The sequence below is a fragment of the Scytonema sp. PCC 10023 genome, assembly GCF_963920835.1.
Taxonomy (GTDB): Bacteria; Cyanobacteriota; Cyanobacteriia; order Cyanobacteriales; family Nostocaceae; genus Kalymmatonema.
This window is the reverse complement of the sequence record NZ_CAWUDP010000080.1, coordinates 1-20,787: the sequence shown is the minus strand read 5'-3', so window position 1 is coordinate 20,787 and position 20,787 is coordinate 1. Positions and strand designations below refer to the sequence as shown.

At 43.7% G+C, this 20,787-nt stretch carries 13 protein-coding genes; 2 read left to right on the top strand and 11 right to left on the bottom strand.

What is annotated here, in order from left to right; translation table 11 throughout:
• Positions 1 to 188 precede the first annotated feature (188 nt).
• From ACM0OZ_RS35235 to ACM0OZ_RS35225, 3 genes are all read right to left on the bottom strand, one after another.
• The gene (locus tag ACM0OZ_RS35235; protein ID WP_414587484.1) at positions 189 to 389 is read right to left on the bottom strand and encodes a hypothetical protein; all 201 of its coding nucleotides are present in this window, start codon (positions 387 to 389) and stop codon (positions 189 to 191) included.
• Between the two features lie 535 nt (positions 390 to 924).
• Positions 925 to 1,395, bottom strand: coding sequence for a chemotaxis protein CheW (locus ACM0OZ_RS35230; protein WP_414587483.1), 471 nt, complete (start codon positions 1,393 to 1,395; stop codon positions 925 to 927).
• A complete protein-coding gene (locus ACM0OZ_RS35225; protein ID WP_414587482.1) occupies positions 1,395 to 4,481 on the bottom strand; it encodes a response regulator in 3,087 nt (1,028 codons plus the stop codon). The genes ACM0OZ_RS35230 and ACM0OZ_RS35225 overlap by 1 nt, the downstream gene beginning before the upstream one ends.
• A gap of 137 nt (positions 4,482 to 4,618) precedes the next feature.
• On the opposite strand from ACM0OZ_RS35225, the gene ACM0OZ_RS35220 reads away from it, so the two are divergent.
• Positions 4,619 to 4,807, top strand: coding sequence for a hypothetical protein (locus ACM0OZ_RS35220; protein WP_414587481.1), 189 nt, complete (start codon positions 4,619 to 4,621; stop codon positions 4,805 to 4,807).
• Between the two features lie 118 nt (positions 4,808 to 4,925).
• Here the strand turns inward: ACM0OZ_RS35220 and ACM0OZ_RS35215 are convergent, their stop codons facing one another.
• The 7 genes from ACM0OZ_RS35215 to ACM0OZ_RS35185 all read right to left on the bottom strand — a co-directional run bounded on the left by ACM0OZ_RS35215 (position 4,926) and on the right by ACM0OZ_RS35185 (position 15,409).
• On the bottom strand, positions 4,926 to 9,068 hold the full coding sequence (locus ACM0OZ_RS35215; protein WP_414587480.1) for a GAF domain-containing protein: 4,143 nt from the start codon (positions 9,066 to 9,068) through the stop codon (positions 4,926 to 4,928).
• A 300-nt stretch (positions 9,069 to 9,368) separates the two neighbouring features.
• On the bottom strand, positions 9,369 to 9,899 hold the full coding sequence (locus ACM0OZ_RS35210; protein WP_414587479.1) for a chemotaxis protein CheW: 531 nt from the start codon (positions 9,897 to 9,899) through the stop codon (positions 9,369 to 9,371).
• A gap of 68 nt (positions 9,900 to 9,967) precedes the next feature.
• Positions 9,968 to 10,360, bottom strand: a complete 393-nt coding sequence (locus ACM0OZ_RS35205) for a response regulator transcription factor (protein ID WP_096561895.1) — start codon at positions 10,358 to 10,360, stop codon at positions 9,968 to 9,970.
• A gap of 258 nt (positions 10,361 to 10,618) precedes the next feature.
• Positions 10,619 to 11,986 (bottom strand): response regulator, encoded by a 1,368-nt coding sequence (locus tag ACM0OZ_RS35200; RefSeq protein ID WP_414587478.1) that lies wholly within the window; start codon positions 11,984 to 11,986, stop codon positions 10,619 to 10,621.
• 612 nt (positions 11,987 to 12,598) lie between these two features.
• Positions 12,599 to 13,966: a purple acid phosphatase family protein gene (locus ACM0OZ_RS35195; RefSeq protein ID WP_414587476.1), complete on the bottom strand. Its 1,368-nt coding sequence runs from the start codon at positions 13,964 to 13,966 to the stop codon at positions 12,599 to 12,601.
• 339 nt (positions 13,967 to 14,305) lie between these two features.
• Entirely contained in the window at positions 14,306 to 15,064 is a 759-nt protein-coding gene (ubiG, locus tag ACM0OZ_RS35190; protein WP_414587475.1) for a bifunctional 2-polyprenyl-6-hydroxyphenol methylase/3-demethylubiquinol 3-O-methyltransferase UbiG, read from the bottom strand.
• A gap of 138 nt (positions 15,065 to 15,202) precedes the next feature.
• Positions 15,203 to 15,409, bottom strand: coding sequence for a chlorophyll a/b-binding protein (locus tag ACM0OZ_RS35185; protein ID WP_414587473.1), 207 nt, complete (start codon positions 15,407 to 15,409; stop codon positions 15,203 to 15,205).
• A gap of 1,476 nt (positions 15,410 to 16,885) precedes the next feature.
• Between ACM0OZ_RS35185 and ACM0OZ_RS35180 the strand changes: the two genes are divergently transcribed.
• Positions 16,886 to 19,456, top strand: a complete 2,571-nt coding sequence (locus tag ACM0OZ_RS35180) for a dynamin family protein (protein WP_414587504.1) — start codon at positions 16,886 to 16,888, stop codon at positions 19,454 to 19,456.
• Between the two features lie 927 nt (positions 19,457 to 20,383).
• Here the strand turns inward: ACM0OZ_RS35180 and ACM0OZ_RS35175 are convergent.
• A partial coding sequence (locus tag ACM0OZ_RS35175) for a tetratricopeptide repeat-containing protein (RefSeq protein ID WP_414587472.1) occupies positions 20,384 to 20,787 on the bottom strand: 404 nt, incomplete at its 5' end.

Here is a 20,787-nt window from a genome sequence, read left to right as displayed (position 1 = left end):
AACGACAATGAAAAAGAAATATTTCAACCTAAGACTGTCAGACCGGAGACTTAATATACTTAGAGAATATGCAGTCCTCACGGATAAAACAATGACTGCGGTAATAGAAGATTATATAGATTCGCTTCCCAACGCAAAAACTGTCAACTCATCAGTCATCCCCCTCCCTCTCAATCCTACGGATTGAATCAGTCGGGGATGTCTTCTTCATTGACCGCTGTCCATCCCCACCCTACTTCGTGGAGGGTGGGGACTTCCGCGATACCGTTAACCGTCAGGTTAATAAGGGAGTGGGATGGCTGAGGAGTTTCCACTCTCCGGGAACTTATAGCAGGGGACTGGGGACTGGGGACTGGGTGAAAAGTCTTTTTGTGTCTAGGTTTTATCATCTGTTGATGTCCTAACCACCTTGGCTGTTGCTATAAAACGAACAAAAAAGTTTAGAATAGTAACATTAGAGCTTAGCGCTCCTCAAAAAACATTGGTGACGACCATCCACTCGACACAAACGGACTGCTTAGCAGGTGAACAGTGCGTTCGCGTAGCGTGCCCGAAGGGCATACGTAGGGAAACGTATAACAAACATAGAATTTGATAACAAATTCGCTTCATAACAAGACTCCGTGGGGCGTCAGGAGTCTCTAAACTGCCTGTGGAGGTATCGAAACGTGGATATTGCTGTATGGCTTGCCTTGGGGTATCTGGAGTAACGACCAATGAAGCAGGAAATTTCTACGAGGCGACTTGTAGAAGCCACCACGCTCATTCGGTACTCCGAATCAGTGGTGGGAGAACGTCACGTGGATTTGATTTGCACGTACAAAGCCCGCCTTCGCAGCGATGCTCACTCTTGGAGCCGCCCCTTGGGCGATCGCGCCATATATGCCCGAAGGCTTTTTAAAAGAAACCCTTACCCCAGCCAAATCAAAGATTATGGCTGGGACTGCGCTCAACATTTCTGTTCAAATCCAGCAAAAATATTGTTTTTATATCCTCTTTATGGGGTAGGACAGCGACATGACTGACCATCTGCATCATAGGTTTGCTATGACTGCTAGATTTTGGTAGTGAGCGAATCGTTAAGAGTGGTAATTCCACAATATCGGGCGGTTCATCTACCGAAATTCCATAGAGTTCCCCTTGGGAATCGTGTGTAACCACCATAAAAGATGGGTTATCGACGCAGTGATGTAAACCATCTAAGCCTAATTGTTCATGCAAATCCAAAACCTTAATCATGTACTTGCCTATCTGAACTAGCCCCATTGTTGTTAGGTTTTTAGTGTTTGCAGGTGAAAAATTTACCACCTTCAGCACATCGCTAATCGGAAGCGCTAGGAGATAATCTGCAATCTTAAAAACAATAAACTTGCCTGTTTGTGACTCGTCGTACATTACCGTCTCCTAGCAGCAACTTCAGTATTTTTTTGCAAGATATCTGCCAGTGTCTCCAACAGCATATGCTCCAAATAAGGTTTGGTAATATAAGCGTTTGCGCCCAACTGGGAAGCAAGTAGGCGGTGCTTCTCACTGCCTCGGGAAGTGACCATCACTACAGGAATATCAGCTAAAGCACGGTCTCGCTGACGATTTTTCAGAAACTCAAACCCATTCATACGTGGCATCTCGATATCGCAAAATACCAATTGGATGTTTGTATGGTATCGAAGTTGTTCAATCGCTTCGTAACCATCTTTTGCCTGAAGGACTTGGTAGCCAGCTTTCTGTAAGGTTAAAGCCAGAGTTTGGCGTACTGTAATTGAATCATCCACTAAGAGAATGGTTATCTTTGGTCTTTCCTCATAGTCTGAATTTGGTGATTCTGGTAACGCAGCACGAGCTGAGGATAATAATCGCGGCTGCTCTATTCTGGAAGTGAGGATGACGGGTGTTGAACTAGCTAAATTGCTATTGGTACGATGATCGGTTTGCTGTTCAGACAAAGATTCCATCAATGTTGATCCATCCAGTACCAATGCCAGGCGACCATCAGGTAGAACACTGCTCCCATAGATGTAGCGAGGTGGTACAATCATAGCTCCTAAGGGACGGATAACCAATTCTTGGTCACCAATGAGCTGGTCTACTTCTAGACCAACAAGTTTATCCTGACAACGAATCAGAATAACGGGCATCCCCTGTTCTTTAGAACGGGAGTGCTTAGTCTTAAACACTGAGGGTTGAGTGACGGATGAGGAATAATTTAGGGCTTTGGTAAGTTGGTAGATTGGAATAAGTTTCATAGCAGCGCCCTTACCCCACCGGAGGACTTTGCCTCCTTCCCAAGAGCGAATCTGCTGTGCTGTAGGAATAAGAATTTCCTCAATGGAATTGACAAACAAGGCGTAGGTTTGGTCGGCTGCTTCACACAGTAGTAAGTTGGCGATCGTTAAGCCCAAGGGAATTTGCAGTCTGAACATTGTGCCCTGATTGGGTTGAGAATAAACCGCAACTGAACCTCGAATTGTTTGCAAATGAGTGCGAACCACATCAAGACCAATTCCTCGCCCGGAAAGTTCATTGACACTAGAAGCTGTAGAAAAGCCTGGTTCAAAAATCAGCTCCGTTAGCTGGGCTTCATTAAGACTGCGAGCTTGTTCTGGTGAGACAAGTTGACATTCTACCGCCTTGGCACGAATCTTTTCAAAATCTAATCCATGACCATCATCGCGAACTTCAATCACCAAGTACCTGCCCTGATGGTAGGCACAAATTTCAATCTCACCTTTCTCTGGCTTGCCCCGTTTTTGTCGGCTTGTGGGCAATTCAATTCCGTGGTCAAAGGCATTGCGAAGCAGATGCAGCACGGGGTCATACAGTTTTTCAACCACTGCTTTGTCAACTAAGGCGTCACTTCCACGGAAATTGAGAGTTACCTGCTTTTTGTGTATAACTTCTAGCTGATGCAAAATACGGGGAAAGCGTTCAAACAGATGTCCCAAGGGCAACATCCGGGCTTCCATTAGAGAATCACGGGTATTCGTTAACAACCGACGTTGTTTTTCTAAAGTCTCTTGAGACTGGCGAGCAAACATTTCAATAGCGTCGGTAGCTTCTCCTAATTGCACGACGTCTTCTAGAAGCGACTGAACGAGATTATGGAACTCCTTAGAACGAGTCGTTATGGAGGTTTTCATTTGTTGACTTGCATACACCGGGCGTGGCAGAATGTGGTGTTTATACGAGGGCAGGGGGTTAACTGTATGAACTCCTATTAGGGATTGAAATAGCTCTAGAGAATCAAAACGTCCATTATCCTGCCCATTGCTAACCAACCACTCTTGTTCTGGGACACTGAACTGGCAATCAGACAAATCCTGTAACTGATTCAGCAACTGTTGATGCTGCTGTAGTTTTGTCAGGAGTACTCGAACGGTAGCCGACAGTTGTTCGTTCTGGAGAAATTGGCGATTTTGGTTTGTTAACAATTCTCCGATCAAGTAATTTAGTTGTTCTAAATGCTCAACATTAACTCGTACGGTACGAGTTGAGGAGGAGATGGAAGATTGGGGAGGTGGGGAGATCAAAAGATGGGGAGATGAGGACAGATCTGGATCATTGGTCATTTCCTCATTTGGTGCTGGTTCCTCACTATGTAATTCTTCTTCACTATGTAATTCAGTGTGAAGTGTAGTTTGAGTGACTGACTTTTGAGGATCGATGGGTGCATCTTGGGACTGTTGGGGTGAATTGTGGTGTAGTCCGCTCAGTTGTTGTAATGCTAAGGATGGTTGACCGCCTTGACTTCTGTCGCCATTTAGCACGGCTGTTCGTGCTTCTTGAAAGTTTGCCAGAGCAACGCGGGCAATAACCAGGGCTTGCTCAGGATAGTTGTTTAAGGCAGCAAGCACCGCCTGAGCTATAGCTTTGAACCCTGGTAAATTCAAAGATTCAGCTAAACCAAGGAAAACCTCTGCTTTAGTCCTAAGCGTAGTGGCAATCTGTTCGGGATCACCAGTAGCTATGGCAGTAGCGAGCTGGTCTAATCCTTGGGTGACTCCGACTTCAAAGATAGACTGCGTCATGTCAAAGCCCAATTCTTCGGAACTGGGAATGTGATCTTCCTGACTAAAACAGTCTCCTAACTTCTCTTGCAGTTCGGCAAAAATAGCAGCACTTTGGTTGAGAAGCTCAGTATCATTGACCAAACCTCCTGTCAGTTCAGTCGTTAAGGGTAAGCATAAACACTCATAAGCCTTGAAGAGTAGAGCTTCAATTTCTTGGTCAATCGACAAGTCGGGTTTGCAGATAGCTCTAAAAATATCTTCCAACGTGTGAGCCACGGTATTAATCGTTTCCAAACCGATGCTGGCTGCTGCTCCTTTAAGGGTGTGAGTCGCACGCATCAACGTGTAAACTTTGTTGATACTGAAGTTTTCTCGAAGGCTAAACAGTTCTTGTTCTATAACTTGCAGCAGTTCCGGCGCTTCTTGGAGAAAGTAGCGGTAGCTTTGCTCGTAAATGCTTGGGTCGTTAGTCATAAGTTATTAGTCATTAGTCATTAGTTATTAGTCATTAGTTATTAGTCATTAGTTATTAGGGAGTACCAAAAAATAAATTATCCAATTTTGTGGGGTGGGCATCTTGCCCGCCCTATAAACTGGGCGGGCAAGATGCCATGCCTGTCAACTTAAGCCAAAATCCTTCTAAAATCTCGTTTCGGTGGTCTAAGCAGGAAATGCAGTGGGCGCGGCTAGTAACGCTCAATTGGGAGGCAGAGCCTCAAGTTATGCATTCCCAGCCTGAGGCTGGGAACGAGGCAAGCCGCGGCTTCGTACACTCCGTCATTCTGACTCCTGACGACTGAGTTCTGAGTTCTTCTTCGGTAACCCACCATTATTTCCTACGTCACTACAAATTGGAAATTTTTTTAATTGGAAATCCCTTAGCACTTAGACAAAAGACAAATGACTAATAACTATTAATCAATCGACTTTGAACTGGTTAGCACTAGCCTGGAGATTTTGAGCCATTGTTAAAAGTTCCTCAAAGGATGTGGAAATTTCAATTGAACCCTCTTTGGTCTGGTTAGCAATAGCTGCGACCTCTGTCATGGTTTGTGTTACTGATTCAATCTGCTGACTCTGTACCTGTGTTGCTTGGGTAATACCCACCACGAGTTGGCTAATTTGGGTTGTAGCTGCAACGATGTCGTTCAGATTCTGACGCGCTTCGTGTGCCTGTGTTGTTCCTGTTGCAACTTGCTGAATGGCATTTTCCATTGCTACGGAAACCTCTGCTGTGCCCTTTTGGATTTCCTGAACCAGCAGTTCTATCTCAGTAGCGGCTTCAGCAGACTGACGCGCCAAAGAACGCACTTCATCAGCGACAACGGCAAAACCGCGTCCGTACTGTCCGGCTCTGGTCGCTTCAATTGCTGCGTTCAAGGCAAGCAGTTGAGTCTGAGTCGTAAAGTTGCTAATCAAATTCACGACCTTGGAAACCTTTTGAGAAGATTCTGAGAAGCGCTTGAGGCGCTTACTGGTTTCCGCCACTGTCTCTCGGATGTCAAGAATGCCGTCCACAGTGCGGTTCATCGCCGCATCTCCTTGCTGGATGGTTTGATTTGCCTGTTGAACTGCCAGTTCCACCTGTTGAGCGTTTGTTGTTACGGCTTTCGTGGAATTGACCATCGTTTGGATTTGCTCCAAAGCATGAGTTAGCGACTGAAACTGCTGCTGTGCTTGGGTTGATAAACCAATGACAGAAGATTCGCTTGCCTGAGAGGTTTGAGCAAGTTTCCTTGAAGCTGTCTGCACCTGCATGACGATTTTTCGCAAACTTTGCAAGGTAATATTGTAGGCGTCGGCGATCGTGCCAACTTCTCCTTCTGTCACGGGAGCCCGGACAGTGAGGTTCCCTTGCAGTGCCGGTTGCACCGCCGACAGCAACTGCATAACCTCTTGTTGAAGTTGCTCTTTTGCTGCTCTTTCCCTGGCGCTTGCTTCTGTCAATTGCTGTGCCTGAGTTTTCAGTTTCTCCAAGTATTCTGCTTGTTGTAAAGCAAGACCGATTTGCACGCCTACCTGAGCTAGCAAGTTGACATCTATCTGCTCCCAATGACGTGGTCCATCATTTTGATAAGCTCCTAATAGACCCCAGAGTTGCTCGCCCTTAAAGATGGGCGCAATCATGTAAGCCTTCGTTCCCCATTGTTCTAGCATTTGGATGTGGCATTCCTGATGCCCAGAAGCTCGGACATCGTCTACGCTGAGAGTTTCTTTGCGACGATACCGACCGCCGCTGGTTTCCTGAAGATATGTATCTTCGGCTCGAGCGAGCTCAGTTCCCACAACTTTGACCCAATCACTACCAACATCCTCGACCACAAATTCACCACTCCAGTTAGGATCAAAGCGGTATACACCTACCCGGTCAGTTTTTAGCTGTCTGCGTAATTCCGAAACAGCCATTTTTAGTAGGTTATCAAGTGAAAAATTTTCCTGAATCAGAGCTAACCCGAGTCTATAGACCAATTTGCTATAAATTGTTCCCTGTTCGACGGACTTGGCTAATCGTTGTGACTGCACACGGAGTTCCTCAATATACTCCGCCTGCTGCAAAGCGACTCCTAGTTGAGAGCCAATTTGAGCTAATACCTTGACTTCACCGTCTTCCCAGTGCCGTGGTCCGCTGTGTTGAAATGCCGACAACAAACCCCAGAGCTTCTGCCCTTGCAATATAGAAACTACTACGCAGGATTTGACTCCAAACTCCTCCAAGGCTTCTACATGACAATCAGTCAGGTTGGCGTTGTAAATATCATCCACAACATAAGGTTCATTGTTCCGGAATCTGCCGCCTTGGTGTTCGTTCAAATATGCGTCTTCCCAACCACTGCCGGCTAATTTAGGCCATCCGCCAAACTCCGACTCTACGACAAAGTCACCGAAATAATCGGGACGAAATTTATAAATCGTTACTCGCTCCACGCCAAGAAGTTTCCTGACTTCCTGCGTTGTGGTCCTGAAAATGGTTTCAATATTTGATGTCTGGCGAATCTTATCGATAACCTTGGCTGCTGCTCGTTCCCGCTCTGCGGCTTTGGCTATTTGGGTGGCTTGGTCCTGTAGTTGCTTCAGGTACTCCGCCTGCTGTATGGCTATCCCCAGTTGATTGCTAATTTGCATCAAAAGGTTAATTTCACCATCTTCCCAATCACGGGGACTAGAGTTTTGATATGCAGCCAATAGACCCCACAGCTTTTCTCCTTTTATAATTGGAGCGATTACATAAGCTCTAGCCTGATACCGCTCTAAAGTGTCAATGTAACAAGATGAAAACCCTGCTTTGTAAATATCGCTGACAACCCGAAAGTTTGCTTTCGTAGAAAACAGCCCCCCTTGAGTTTGTTGCACATAGGTGTCTGCAACTCTTTCTCTTCCGTCACCAAGGATTTTCGCACTGCACTCGCTGACATTCTCTCGCAAGCTTGGATTGTCAAATTGTTCCCGCATCAGCGGTGTCCAGCCACTTGCTACTGACTCTGCAACAAACTCCCCGCTCCAGTCTGGCTCGAAGCGGTAGATAACCACACGTTCTGCTTTTAACAGATTTCGGACTTCATGAATTGTCGTCTTGAAAATAGTGTTGATGTCTAAGGAAGCCCGAATTTTGTCGAAGACGATCGCCAACGCTCGCTCCCGTTCTGCAACTTTGCTGATCTCGGAGGATTGCTCCCGTAGCTGCTCTAGGTACTCCGCCTGCTGTAGCGCCACGCTAAACTGAGCTGCAATCTGCTTGGCAAAGTCAATTTCATCCTGCTGCCATTCACGTGAGCTACTGCATTGATGAATGCATAACAATCCCCACAGTTCACTTCCTTTAAGAAGCGGCACAATCAAGTTTGCCCGGACTTGAAACTGCGACAGAACCTCAATATGGCAATCGCTCAAGTTTGCATTGTAGATATCAGCAACCGCCTGAATTTGTCCTTTGGCGTAGTGAGCGGCATACTGTTCGCCAAAACAGTGATCGTGAACTTTTGTAGCCAGCGCTGAACTATAGCCTGAGGTGACATCTTCAGATACAAATTCGCCATCATCAAAGCCGGATTCAGGATCAAAGCGAAACACCCCTACTCGGTCAGCGTTCAGGAGTTGTCGGACTTCTTTAGCCGTTGTCTTAAAGATTGTCTCCAGGTTCAAGGACTGGCGGATCTTCTCTATCGCTTTGGCTATGACTTTTTCGGTCAGCGCCTGTTTTTGCTGTTGGGCGCGAAATTCTGCTGGCTGTAGAAGTACAGTCAGTTCGGTGACAATCTGGGAAAGCAGGCTGATTTCAGCTTCTTGCCATTGACGGGAACCAGAGCATTGATGAACCACGAGCAAGCCCCACACTTGCGAGGACACTCCTGTGTGCGAACCGTTGTTGAAAGAAGTGTCCGTCCTTTCTATCAGAATTGGCAGACTCAAGCTAGCTTTGACCTGAAACTGTGTGAGCAGTTGCAGTTGGTAGGGACTCAGAGCTTTTTCGTGGATATCATCTAAAGCTAGTACTTGCTGTTGCTGGTAGTTTAGTTGATTTTCATAGCCATTGGCGATGCTCCCAGAGGAATCAGCCCAAAAGGCGATGCTCCCAGAGGGAGCCGCCCAAAGGGCGATCGCACTCAAGGACTCCCCCAAACTGGGAGTATAACCAGCCACCATCGACTCTGCCAGCACCGTCCCCTGGTTTTCTGATTGGAAACGGAAGATCAGCGCCCGATCCACTTGTAAAACCTTACGAACCTCAGTTACTGTGCTTCTCAACAGAGCGTCAATATTTGCTGCTTGGCGCATCCGACTGACGATGGTGAATAACTTTTGCCGCTCGTGCTTGAAGTTTTGTTCGCAAGCGACAGCCAGATTAGCCTTAAACTGTGTTTGTAATTCTTGAACCCACTTTTCCAAATGGAGAACTTTCTGGTGAGCTTCTGGTTTGACCGATTCCACCTGTTCAAGGTCTGCTTTGATGGCACTCACTAATTCCAAGGCTTGGTGTGGATTTAACCCAACTATTTTGCCATTGCCATTCTGCGATGGGGAATTGAGTGTTTGCTCGCTTTGCTCAAAATCCTGTAAGACCATACCTAAATCCTTGGGGTTTATATCCTTATGTTGATCAACTTGGTTTCTGCGGTTATTGAAATAACCGGAAAAATACTTAGAACTCAGGAGGCAGAATAAACAATTTCGTATTTGAGTATCGAGAGTGAAGTTTTGCTTCTCAGTAAGTTTGCAAGCCCATATCGGGGGCATGAAAAATTCTTTATGCAGCTTAAATTCCCCAAATTTCATCCCTGGGAACCCAACTCGTGTGTTCTGCGTTCTGCCCAAGCTGAGTTCTTCTTAAAATCTTCTTAAAATCTTTTTAAAAGATATAAGACTTCAAGAAACTCCTGTTCGGTGTATCTGCCACAAATGATACTGAGTAATACCTGTGACATCCAAAACAGTACTGCCATTCGGCAAAGCGCCTAGAACAAAAGGTAGGAGTTTGGGAGGAAATAAGCCCGGTGCCGATCGCTGCAGTTGTTGCAAGTCGTGTAACTCAATGTCATCAACTTGCGGTACTACTAGACCTACAGCATATTCGTTGACTGTAACGATGATCGCTACAGGGGTTCCCGCAGCAGTCAATGGAGGATAACCAACAAGATGGTTTAAGTCTAAAAGCCACAGCATTTCTGTGCGCCAATTGCAAATTCCCAAAACGCAACTCGGCATTTCAGGAACAGGTAGAATTTCTGCTAAATTGACCTGGATAATTTCTGCAATTTGCTCTAAAGGTAATAGCGCACTCTCTTGAAGTCCAAGGGGAAAGCGAAGCAATTTAGAAAGGTTGGTTTCTGGGGGGATCGGGTCTAGTCCTAATGCGTCAAGACTAGCCACTGCTAGTACAGATTGAAATGTCTGCATAAATTCAAGAGCGATAATTCCTAATTAATAATTTCTATGTGATTAACAAGATAAAGAATTACGAAACACTAAATTATGCGCCCACTCCACTGCTGGAAACCTGAAGTCAATTGCTGGATTGTTTGAACTAGGTGTTGCTGGTTTACTGGCTTAGGTATATAAGCATCAGCTCCCAACATCGTACCCCAGAGTTTATCAGCTTCGGTTCCTTTGGTTGAACATATCACCACTGGAATACCCTTGGTATTGGCATTAGTCTTGAGTTCACGGCACAATTCAAACCCACTTTGCCCTGGCAAAATGACATCGAGCATCACCAAATCTGGTGTCTGCAATTGCAGTTTTAACTGTGCCTCCTCAACGCTTTTAGCGGTGAGCACTGTTATCCCTGCTTGTTTGAGGTAAAGCGTTAACACTTGCATTTCTGTTAAGCTATCTTCAACTAAAAGGACTGTAGTCATAAAAAATATTTCCGTAATACAACACTATTCATTTTTTAGTAATCTTCTACAAGATTAATGAAAATCCGTGAACTTTCATTAAATCAAGGAAAATGATTTTAGCTAATTTTTCATGATACTAGCTATTAGCAATCAAAGAAGAGACTTAGTTAATAAGAATGCTATTCTTTGTTTTGCTTGTCTTAGATTTGTTTTTTCAGTGAATAATGCATGACTGCTTGTTAACTCTCAAAGGATGTCAATCAGAACATTTACAAACTAAGCTTGAACTGTTTGTAGAGTTTCCAATTGGACAGGCTTGGGAGTTGGTAGATGCTTTTGTAGGATTTTGAGTACCTTCTCTGCGGTGATGGGCTTTGCTAAAAAGCCAGAAGAGCCAACCATTTTTGCACGCACCCTATCTACTATACCGTCATTGCCCGTAAGAATAATCACAGGCGTGTTCTTGAAAGCCGAGACGCGGCGAATTTGAGTACAAATTTCATATCCATTGGCGATCGGCATAACCAAGTCTAAAAAGATGAGGCTTGGTTTGTACTCTAGCAATATCGGCAGTGCTGTGACTGGGTCTTGAACATTAAGAAACCGATAACCCGCTTGAGCAAGAATGTTACCCATCTTCAGGCTATCGCTATCGCTGTCATCAATGTGGGCGATCAACGAACCAGTTTCTTCAGGCTGAAGCAAGTTTACGGGTGGAGAGTTAAAGGTTGACTGAGAGTGAGTGGCTTGAACCGGATGAACGAAATCGTATTCCTCAACCTTAGTGGATTTTGTCAACTGTGGAGTCAGGAGGGGATGAGTTTCTGTTAAAGGCTTTGACAAGCGTTGAGATGACGCAACCAGTATTCTGCTATTATCAATAGCACCATTAGCTGGGGTTTGTTTTGCGGATGAGGGCGAGGATACCGCTCCTGCAACTGGAGTCGGTAAGTCTGGGATGGTTAAGAGTTCTAGAATACCTTGGTCAGCCAAATTCTGTATGACACTTGCCACGGTTGTCAAATTTTGTCTCATCTGTAAGGCAATATCCCAAATGGTGTTTTCACCATTGGCGAGTTGGCTGAGGGTGAAGAAAGTTTTAGAAGTCGTTAAATTTTGCTCATTCATGGGCAACTTAAAAATCGGTGCCATGTCAGGGCAAAGCGTTCCTAAACCGATATTTTGCCATTGCTTGCACAGATCAACGGCTGCTTGTAACGATTGCTTTACCTCTATTAAGGCAATTGGATGTACTTTTTTGGGCAACCAAAAGCTTCTTAACTTTGAATGACCTACTAGGGTAAATAAAACCTCATCAACAATTTTGCTAATAATCCTTTTTGCCTGCGTTAGGGTCAACTGATTTTGATTGATACCTCCCTGAAGCAAATGATATTCCCATAGTTCATCTTCTTGCCTATGAGGAGCATCAAATTTCACGCTAGGGCAATCTTGCGTCACTGCTCTGTGCCAACGCCGAACGCGGTGAACTCCTCCCGTAGCATATAACAAACGTCCCAAGAATAAATATAGATGCCACTGGTTATCGCCCGACGACAAAATCAGCTCTCCAGTTGCTCGTTGCTGGCTTAACACTGCTAACCTTTCGGCAATATTCGCAAAGCTTGGAAATCCTGGCTGCATTACGTAATATCCTTTAATAAAAAGTTACCCAACAGGTAAGCTGCACCCAGTTGTTCCCAACTTCTAGCCTTCGGTTTTTACCGTTAAACAGCAATACTCCGGCTATTTTACTTATGGTAGACAAGTGTCATCGAATGTTATATCAGTAATATTACGTAAAAAAACCCATTATATTTTAAATAATTGTAAAGAAAAAATTAAACATTGGGTAAGATAAAAAGATGAGTTTATTGAGTTCATACTATGAGTGCAAGAAGTGAAGCAATTTAGAGTAATATTTTTAACATTTGTTTACAAAAATCTTATTTTCCTAGTACCTCAGCTTTTTACTCAAAAAATGCCAAAAGCAAGGATATTAGCTAAGCTTGATTATAAAATGTAGTGCAAAAACTTTGCAAACTTGCTCTGGTAGATGAATGAATATTTATTTTTTGAAAAAAAGTTCATAAAGATTTTTTACAACGACTTAATACTATTGGAGTACACAAAATTTAACGTTTAATGACTCATTGGCAAATTTTCTTGAAAAAATCCGTTTAATGTGCGATTTAAAACCGTATCTGCACGCAGATGCACGCAGATAATTTATCTGTGTGCATCTATGTTCATCTACTAAGCTATAGTTTTTTTCATAGTGAAATAATCCTGAACCTCCCCTTGATCATCAATAAATTTGACATCAAGCCTTTTCCCATGTACATCCAACACGAGTGACCCAGGAATACTGAGTGACGTATACATTGCTGGATGCGGAGATACCTGGTCAGCTAAAGCAGATGTACCTGCAACGATATACACTGTCCCGGCGTGCGAAGCCGCAAGAGGTTTTTGGTAAGGTGTTGATTCGTCTTCTCGCCCACTTCCTCCATCTTTTTTCATCTTTTCTGTAAAGGTGTCGGAAGTGCCATAATGTCCATTAATAAGGTAGGAGCGCTCGTAGGAGTGACTGTGACCACCCAACACAAGGTCTACACCTGCTGCTTCTAAAATGGGAAGCGCATGCTCTCTGATTTCAATCAGCTCAATCTCTGTATCTGAATCATGTGATCCCTTAGTGTAGGGAGGATGATGCCAAAAAGCAATCTTCCAATCCTTGTCGGTTGCTGCAACATCGCGTGCTAACCAGGTTAACATTGCACCTTGGGGAGTGCGATACTCTTGTTGGGAACTGTCCGAAGGGCGATCGCCTGCTTGGGGTGGACGTGTGCGTTCGCCCCCTTGGGGCGGGCGCTCTGCGCCATCGCTACCATAGGAATCTAAACAAATAAAATGGATATTGCCGTAGTCAAATGAGTAATATGCGGCGGTTCCAGACGGTACACCTCCTGCTTCCCCACGAGTTGGCATTGTGAAAAGCTCATAGTATGGTCCTGTCTGCAATAGAGAATTAGCATTTCCAGCATCATGATTGCCGATCGCCGTCCAAAGAACACTACTACGCAGGAATTGGGGATACATCTCAAATATTCCCCGCTGATACTCTTCATAAGTACCAGTATCATACGCATTGTCGCCAAGCATCAGCCAAAGGTCGGTATGGCGAGTCCCTGTAAATTTCAGGTAGCCATCGCGCACGCTTGCTGCAATATCATTCCCACGTCCTGCATCTCCTAAAACTAAGATACGTAGCGGTCGAACTTCTTCTGGTGCTACGTTTTGTGATGGTGCAGTGACAAAAAAGTAATCTTCTGTCCCCCCCGCTTGTACACCCGTTGTTGTACCAATTGCGTAATAATACTTCGTGTCTGGCGTGAGTCCAGTAAGTTTGACAGTGTGGTCACAGGTAATCGTTGTTTCTTTTTGCGTTAAATCAAGTCTGTCTGAATTTGTGCCATACCACACTTTGCCATCAACAGCAGCATTAGTAGCCCAGCGGATAATTATGCTAGACTCAGTGCCTACCTGTAGATACGGACCCCGAACAATTTGCAGATTCTCAAGGAAGGTTCCTTGCTCTGCCTCAAGGTAGATTAGCATCATCGGCGAAATAATATCCGATGTTAACTTGTTTAACAGAAAAATTAAATTTTTACAAATATTTTACAGAAAAACTTTCAGGAAAAAAACCTCTGTTGTTACAAAAGCAAGCTTCGGTTAGGCAACTTGTACAAGGTTTTGCAGATTATGACTGAGAAACCGGCTTTGCAGGGTGGTTAAAACAGTGAACAGCTACCTACGCAGTGACGCTTTCTCGGGCTGGTGTGGTTGTACTGACACCAACGCTTTCGTGCTCTTGGTGTGGTGTTTCCCCCAACGATGAAACTGATAACTGATAACTGATAACTGGTAACTGGTAACTGTTAAATGACCTACTTCGCATCATGCTTTAACAGCTTTGCCAATGTAGCACACAGAAGTGTCATCATTAATTCTGATTTTCAAGAATTCTGCTTTTTCGTCCTGACTTTGGTTATTCAAACCCTTCAAGAATATATCTCTGATAGTTTTAAAGTTAGTCCCATCAGTTAAGTCAAATCCTTTGATGACGATATCTCCAAAGCCAGTGCTTTCCATGATATCAGTCAATTCCTGGGGGTTAATAAACTTATTCCAGTCGTGAAGCCCGCATGGTATTTGTCTGACAACATATTCCAGAAGCCAAATCATTATCACTTTAGATTGAAAAGTTCTATTGATAGTGTCAAAGAAAAATAATCCTTTTTTCTTTAAAACTCTGTAAGCTTCTGAAATGACTTTGCTCAAATCTTCAATATGCTCTAAAACATCAAAACACACAACGACATCAAATGTGTTTTCATTATAAGGAAGGTGTTCAGCGACTCCACATTGATAGTCAATTTGTAGGAGACTTTCTCTTGCGTGTTCTTGTGCAACTTTGATTGAATTTAAAGATAAATCAATACCTGATACATTTGCTTTCTGTTTGGCTAAAAATTCACACGCTAATCCACCTCCACACCCAATGTCTAAAACTTTGATTCCTTGCCAACATGGGATATAACTTTTAAACCACTCAAATCTTGACTTGTTTAAATGGCTCGATAGATGTAATGTTTCGCCTTGCTTCCACCATTTATCTGCATTCAAATCATAATATTCTAAGTCATTCTTTTTCATTTTTCTACTCTATCTTTATGTGAAGAATTTGGGGTTTTGCCCTATACTCGCAAGGGCGCAAGGAATTGCGCCCCTACACCCTCTACAAAGCCCTATTTTTTGCTTCTCCACGTAAGTTATAAAATCGTGAGTGAAGGCTTAGCCAATGAGGTGGAGTACATCACGCACTACACTGTAGCCAGCCAAATCCCAAAATAGGTAAGCCACAAAGCCAATCATGGCTAAGCGTCCATTCCACAGTTCCTGTTGGGGATTCCAACCAAAAATCCAGGCATTGCGATCAGCGCCGTTGTATGCCTTGGCAACAGGAGGTAATTGAGTAGCGTCGTTGGTACCAGATTTCATTGTTTACATTCCTTAATAACTCTGCTCTTGCCTTCATAGTATTTACTGAATCGGCAGTTGCTGTCTGTCTTTGGGGGAATTTGTTAGTACTTCTTTCGATTGACGCTTTCAAAGGCTAGAAACCTTTTTTCTCAGAGATGATTTATAAAGTAAACGTTAAATTGTAGGATGCGTTAAAGCCAGAGTACGGCATCGCCTAACAGTGGTGCGTTACGGCTCTTATTTCACTCTCTCAAACTCTCAAATCCGCGCGATAGCCGCAGGACACCCTACTTAATATTTACTTTATAAATGACCTTTCAATCATGAATTAGATAAGTAAGCGGACATAATTAAACGTAGGATGTGTTAGGCGCAGCCCTAACGCATCAATTCCGCTTCTCAGCATCGGTTACGCGATCGCCTATGGCGGACACTCCGTGTCATCGCGCTTCCCATCCTACGATGGTTCATTTTCATTCCACAAACCTACTTATACCAATTCTCTGTAAACTTGCACTTAATACTAGCTCTTTTACTCTTGGCGTGCTTGGCGACGCCAGTCGCCTGCGGAGGAGACAGTACTGAAGGCGGGTTTCCCGCCGTAGGTAACTGTCGTTGGAAACCCTCCTGCAGCGCTGGCTCGTCTTGGCGGTTCGTTTAATAAATATTAAGTGCATCTTCATGGAGAATTGGTATTACAAATTTTTCACGTAATTTTTTAACAGAGCAATTGGCGAATAAAACATAAGTAGTTATACTATCTGGTAGTTGTATTCAATATTTGATTAAAAGCAAAAATATGAATTAAGATTCTGTTATTTATGATACATATTAGTTGGGGAATGACCAATATTTTGATTGATTGCCAATACAGAAACTAGTGCAACATGATAGGAGTTTGTCAGGAGTTGATTATTGTTTTTTCTAAACAGAGTATAAAAAATGCTTTTTTAAGAAGAACACAGAACACAGAACGCTAGTTACAGAATATCCCCACAAGGGGAATCCGGGGGTATGGCAACGCGGAAGACTTTCTTTTTTTCCACGAATCAATTCGGGGGCTTGGAACCAGTTCTCACCGAAGCTGAACTCTTAATTCAGCAAGGAGAAAACGCGTTTAACATTCTGACGAATGATTAGTAGCGGATGATTCTTTCTTGGTCAAACGCTCTCATGGTTTCGATTTCGGGTCATAGCCTTATTCGTAATGGTAATTCATCTTAACAAAGTATCCGCAGCGTACCACTTCTAGATAATGCGTTATACTTCGTTAACGCTCCCTACGGATGTAAGATTAACTTTTATAATTACCTCTAGGTACTGCCATTTAGGAACGAACAAATTGCTGAAATTGCTAAACTTTAATCTTTAGATACAAAAAAACAAGATACCGCTGTGGTTGATGCTGTAAATTTAGTATTTACGGACATTCAGCTAGAGTTTCAGGTGACCGAAGTACGAAAAAATCATTTTGGTTCTGAATCAGGAAATTGTATGAAAAGTGACATGGCAGTCGAAAAATTGCGCCGCTACAAAGAGTATGGGGAATCTGTCATCCAAAACCTTGAGTTGGTTTCGCAGAACCCACCTCCCAAAGACAGTTGGGTTCCGAGTAGCCTTTATGAAAGTATCCAACGCCTACAGCAGTCTGCCGAAAGAACGGTGCAACTTGCATCCTCGCCAGTCAAAATCGGTATCATGGGGGAGTTCAGTAGTGGAAAAACTTTACTTTTAGGCAGTTTGATTGGCTACGCTGATGCTTTACCAGTCAGTGAAACCCCTACTACAGGGAACGTCACTGCGATCCACCTCGTTCAACAACCAGACTTTCAGACAACGAAGCTTGGTAAGTTTAAAGTTGAATATCTTTCTAGTGAAGGAGTGAAAGAGTGCTTGCGCTTCATGCTGGAGGAAGCCGAACAACGAGCAAAAATGGGAGAACTTTCTTCAGCACAGCTTGCGGCTCTCAAAAGTTTACACCCCAAAAGAGAAGTTGACATTAACGGTATCTTAAGATGGTGCGAGGAAGCATGGAAACCCCAAAGCTTAGAATTACGCTCGCTCCTGAGGGAACTGGTTGTTTTCGTCCGTACCTACAGCGTTTACGCAGAAGATATCTGCGGTAAAAGTTACGAGATTGACAATACGACTGCTCATAAAGGGCTGAGGCTTGCAGAGCCGCCCATGAATATCTTAGAGCTCAGCTTTGACCGTTTACCGTCGCCTCCTAAACGCTGGGAAAATTTAGCACAACCCTCAGTTCAGGACTTGCAAAATAGCTTCTCGCTGATTCGCCGCATAGATGTCACAGTTGAGGTTTCAAAAGAAATCTGGGATTTGTCTTCTTTACAAGGAACAAATGAGTTTATTCTCCTAGATTTTCCGGGATTGGGAGCTGCTGATTCTGGCGTGAGGGATGCTTTTTTATCTTTGCGGGAACTGCGAGATGTCCAAACTATCCTGTTGCTGCTTAATGGTCGATATCCTGGGGGCGCAACCGCAGCAAAAATCCGCTCTCTGCTGGAACGGGATAAGGGACAAGACCTGAGAGACCGGATTATTGTGGGTGTGGGGCGCTTCAATCAAATTCCCCTCTCAAGCAGCGACGAACGCGCCATTGATGACCTTTTATATGAGATTTTTCTTTCAGAAGAAGTTGTTCTTGATCGCCTCAGCATTCTCAAACTAACTATCGCCAGTGCTAACAATTTGACCACGGAAAAAAAGAATATCGTTTTGCTGTCGCAACTTTATGGGTTGACCAAATTAGCAGAACTTTCTTCTCTAGTGCAAGTTTGCTCAACAGAATTCTTACCTGATTTGGATAAACCCAACAAACCAGACGAGTCTGAACTGCGAAGCAAATGGCAACAATTGAGTGAAATGTTACCTCCTTCTACTACCTTGCACAAACAACTCAGCGACTATGCTGAAGATGGTGGTCTTGGTAGATTGCGCTCATTATTGAAAGAGCATGTTGCTCTTCATGGTATGAAGCAACTTGTAGAAGACACTCAAAGGGCTGCTGAGGGTTTGCGAAAAGAGCAGAATAACCTAAAAAATATTTTAGAGGAAATCCCGACTTACATACCCGTTGTGGAAAACCCTGCTTTTCTCACGCTGCGCGAAGCAATTGAAAATTTAGTTACGACCTACAGACGATTCCAAGAAGATTTAGAAAAACAGCCGATTTTGAAGAACCGCAACAGTGTAGCAGTGAGCGATATTGTTAAGGATGAGTTAACTAATAAAATCTTTTTTGATTGGAGCGAGTGGAGTTTACTTTTTGACAGAACCAAAAATGGCACAATCTCCCTGACAAAAAGTGAAAGCTTTTTTGAAGAAGATGAAGTTGACGATTCGATTCCTACGAAAAGCGATGATTTTTATACGGCATTTGTCAACACTCTTCAGGAAATGCAAGCGTTCGCCCATGAACAAACGACAGAAGCAGTCACCGATTTGTTTGGCAAATTATCTGCTGATGTACAACTAGAACGGGAAAAACTAAGTACAATTTTGCTAGCCGAAAAAGAAAAGCAAATTGAGCAAAAGTTTGGTAAAAGCCAAGTCCGCTTTTTTAGAAACCTGCTGCGTGCTATTGACCCCACGAATAAATGGCAAAACCTCATTATTCAGCACAGCGGGCTTGCTAATAGTGCGACTCCTATCAATGCTGACACTTTATTTCCCCTCGCACGCAAGGACGACAAGCACCAGAATGGTCAAATTTTTGACTGGAGTCCTGATAAACAGTTTTCTGTTCCCCCAAGACCTTTCAATCACCAAGTTGCTGTTTTACGGCTGCGAGACGAAATAACTGCAAGTGCAGGGTTGCATCTTGTGCAGTACGTGAGTCAGTTAACCAAACAGGTAAAATCTTCGTTTTCTAGAGCTTTGAAAGAGATTGTAGATAATTTGCAAGAACTTTTAAAGTCGAAGCATGAACCTTTACTGAGATATATAGCTTCTGCACAAGAACGAACGTCTGCTCCTATTCCACCTTGGTTGGAGACTCTTTCCCAAATTCCCACTATTTCTTATCCAGAGGAGATGAATCATTAAACAGGCGTTGCTGATTAATGGGATGAATTTTGTTTCGCGCAAAGGCGCAAAGACGCAAAGAATCTATCTTTAGTTTTGGACAAAAATCTCCATTCATCCCGCAAATATGCAACGCCATTAAACAAGAGTGCAAAAGTCAATTTTATGAAAATGGAACCACAGATGGACAATAAATAAAAGTTTTTCCTCTGTCTTCGCGATCGCATCTTTTCAGACTTCTTTAGATTTACTTTATAAATCAGATCTGAAGGCGATCGCCCTTAGGCTACTGTCCACAAACCTTGGCTTGACTCCAAAAAAGACATATCTGCCTACAAACAGAAATGCCGCTCACTTGGGGCGTAGTACTAGATATAGAAGTTATGCATTGACAATATGGACAATAAATGCATTGCGAGAAAAAGGAAGGTTAAGATGCGATTGCGCAAAGCGCAGTGCCAGAGGCAATCGCTGGTATTGACAAAAAGTTTCTCCAGAAGCGATCGCTTCTTATGATAAAGCTAATTGATACTATAGCGGTTCTCAATTGAATAGAATACAGTTTTAAATTCTTGTGGGATGGGCATCCTGCCCGTCCTATTATCTGGGCGGGCTAGAAGCCCACCCCACAAGATTTGTATTGCACTCAAACGAGAACCGCTATAGCACCGCTGTGGGAAAATGTGATTATGCGATGATGCGGCTGCTGTGGAGCCAAGATTCAACGGACAATGCTCTTAAAACAGTACCAGCCGCAGTGAACAGTGAACAGTGACCAAAAAACTGCTAACTGGTAACTGGTAACTGGTAACTGATAACTGGTAACTGGTAACTGATAACTGCTAACTGTCTTAGTACAGCATTTCATGAATTCATAATGTTTTTAAACGCATTCGTGACGCAGAATTTTCGTTTAAGTTTTCGCGCGTGAACTTATGCAATCATGTACTAAGATTGGGGATGCTCACCCAAGGATTCTAAATTTTCACGGATAGTGATTGTGTTGGGATGATTCTCCCCTAAGCTGCGTTCAGCAATTTCCAAAGCTTTGATGTAGAGTGGTTCTGCTTCAGTGTACCGTCCTTGGGATTCGTAGAGTAGAGCCAAGTTGTTGTAACTAGTGGCGACAGAGGGATGCTCTTCTCCTAGCAGGCGTTGGTATAGTTCCAAAGCTTTGATGTAGAGTGGTTCTGCTTCAGTGTACCGTCCTTGGGAACGGTAGAGTAATGCCAAGTTGTTGTAACTAGTGGCGACAGAGGGATGCTCTTCTCCTAGCAGGTGTTGCCTTAGTTCCAATGCTTTGATGTAGAGTGGTTCTGCTTCAGTGTACCGTCCTTGGGAACGGTAGAGTA

What these genes read in the sequence shown, in the direction of transcription:
- ACM0OZ_RS35195 (WP_414587476.1), bottom strand. Translation starts at nt 13,966, where the DNA reads ATGATGCTAATCTACCTTGAGGCAGAGCAAGGAACCTTCCTTGAGAAT.
- ACM0OZ_RS35210 (WP_414587479.1), bottom strand. Translation starts at nt 9,899, where the DNA reads ATGCAGACATTTCAATCTGTACTAGCAGTGGCTAGTCTTGACGCATTA.
- ACM0OZ_RS35230 (WP_414587483.1), bottom strand. Translation starts at nt 1,395, where the DNA reads ATGTACGACGAGTCACAAACAGGCAAGTTTATTGTTTTTAAGATTGCA.
- ACM0OZ_RS35235 (WP_414587484.1), bottom strand. Translation starts at nt 389, where the DNA reads ATGATAAAACCTAGACACAAAAAGACTTTTCACCCAGTCCCCAGTCCC.
- ubiG (WP_414587475.1), bottom strand. Translation starts at nt 15,064, where the DNA reads ATGAAAAAGAATGACTTAGAATATTATGATTTGAATGCAGATAAATGG.
- ACM0OZ_RS35220 (WP_414587481.1), top strand. Translation starts at nt 4,619, where the DNA reads ATGCCTGTCAACTTAAGCCAAAATCCTTCTAAAATCTCGTTTCGGTGG.
- ACM0OZ_RS35185 (WP_414587473.1), bottom strand. Translation starts at nt 15,409, where the DNA reads ATGAAATCTGGTACCAACGACGCTACTCAATTACCTCCTGTTGCCAAG.
- ACM0OZ_RS35205 (WP_096561895.1), bottom strand. Translation starts at nt 10,360, where the DNA reads ATGACTACAGTCCTTTTAGTTGAAGATAGCTTAACAGAAATGCAAGTG.
- ACM0OZ_RS35200 (WP_414587478.1), bottom strand. Translation starts at nt 11,986, where the DNA reads ATGCAGCCAGGATTTCCAAGCTTTGCGAATATTGCCGAAAGGTTAGCA.
- ACM0OZ_RS35180 (WP_414587504.1), top strand. Translation starts at nt 16,886, where the DNA reads ATGAAAAGTGACATGGCAGTCGAAAAATTGCGCCGCTACAAAGAGTAT.
- ACM0OZ_RS35215 (WP_414587480.1), bottom strand. Translation starts at nt 9,068, where the DNA reads ATGGTCTTACAGGATTTTGAGCAAAGCGAGCAAACACTCAATTCCCCA.
- ACM0OZ_RS35225 (WP_414587482.1), bottom strand. Translation starts at nt 4,481, where the DNA reads ATGACTAACGACCCAAGCATTTACGAGCAAAGCTACCGCTACTTTCTC.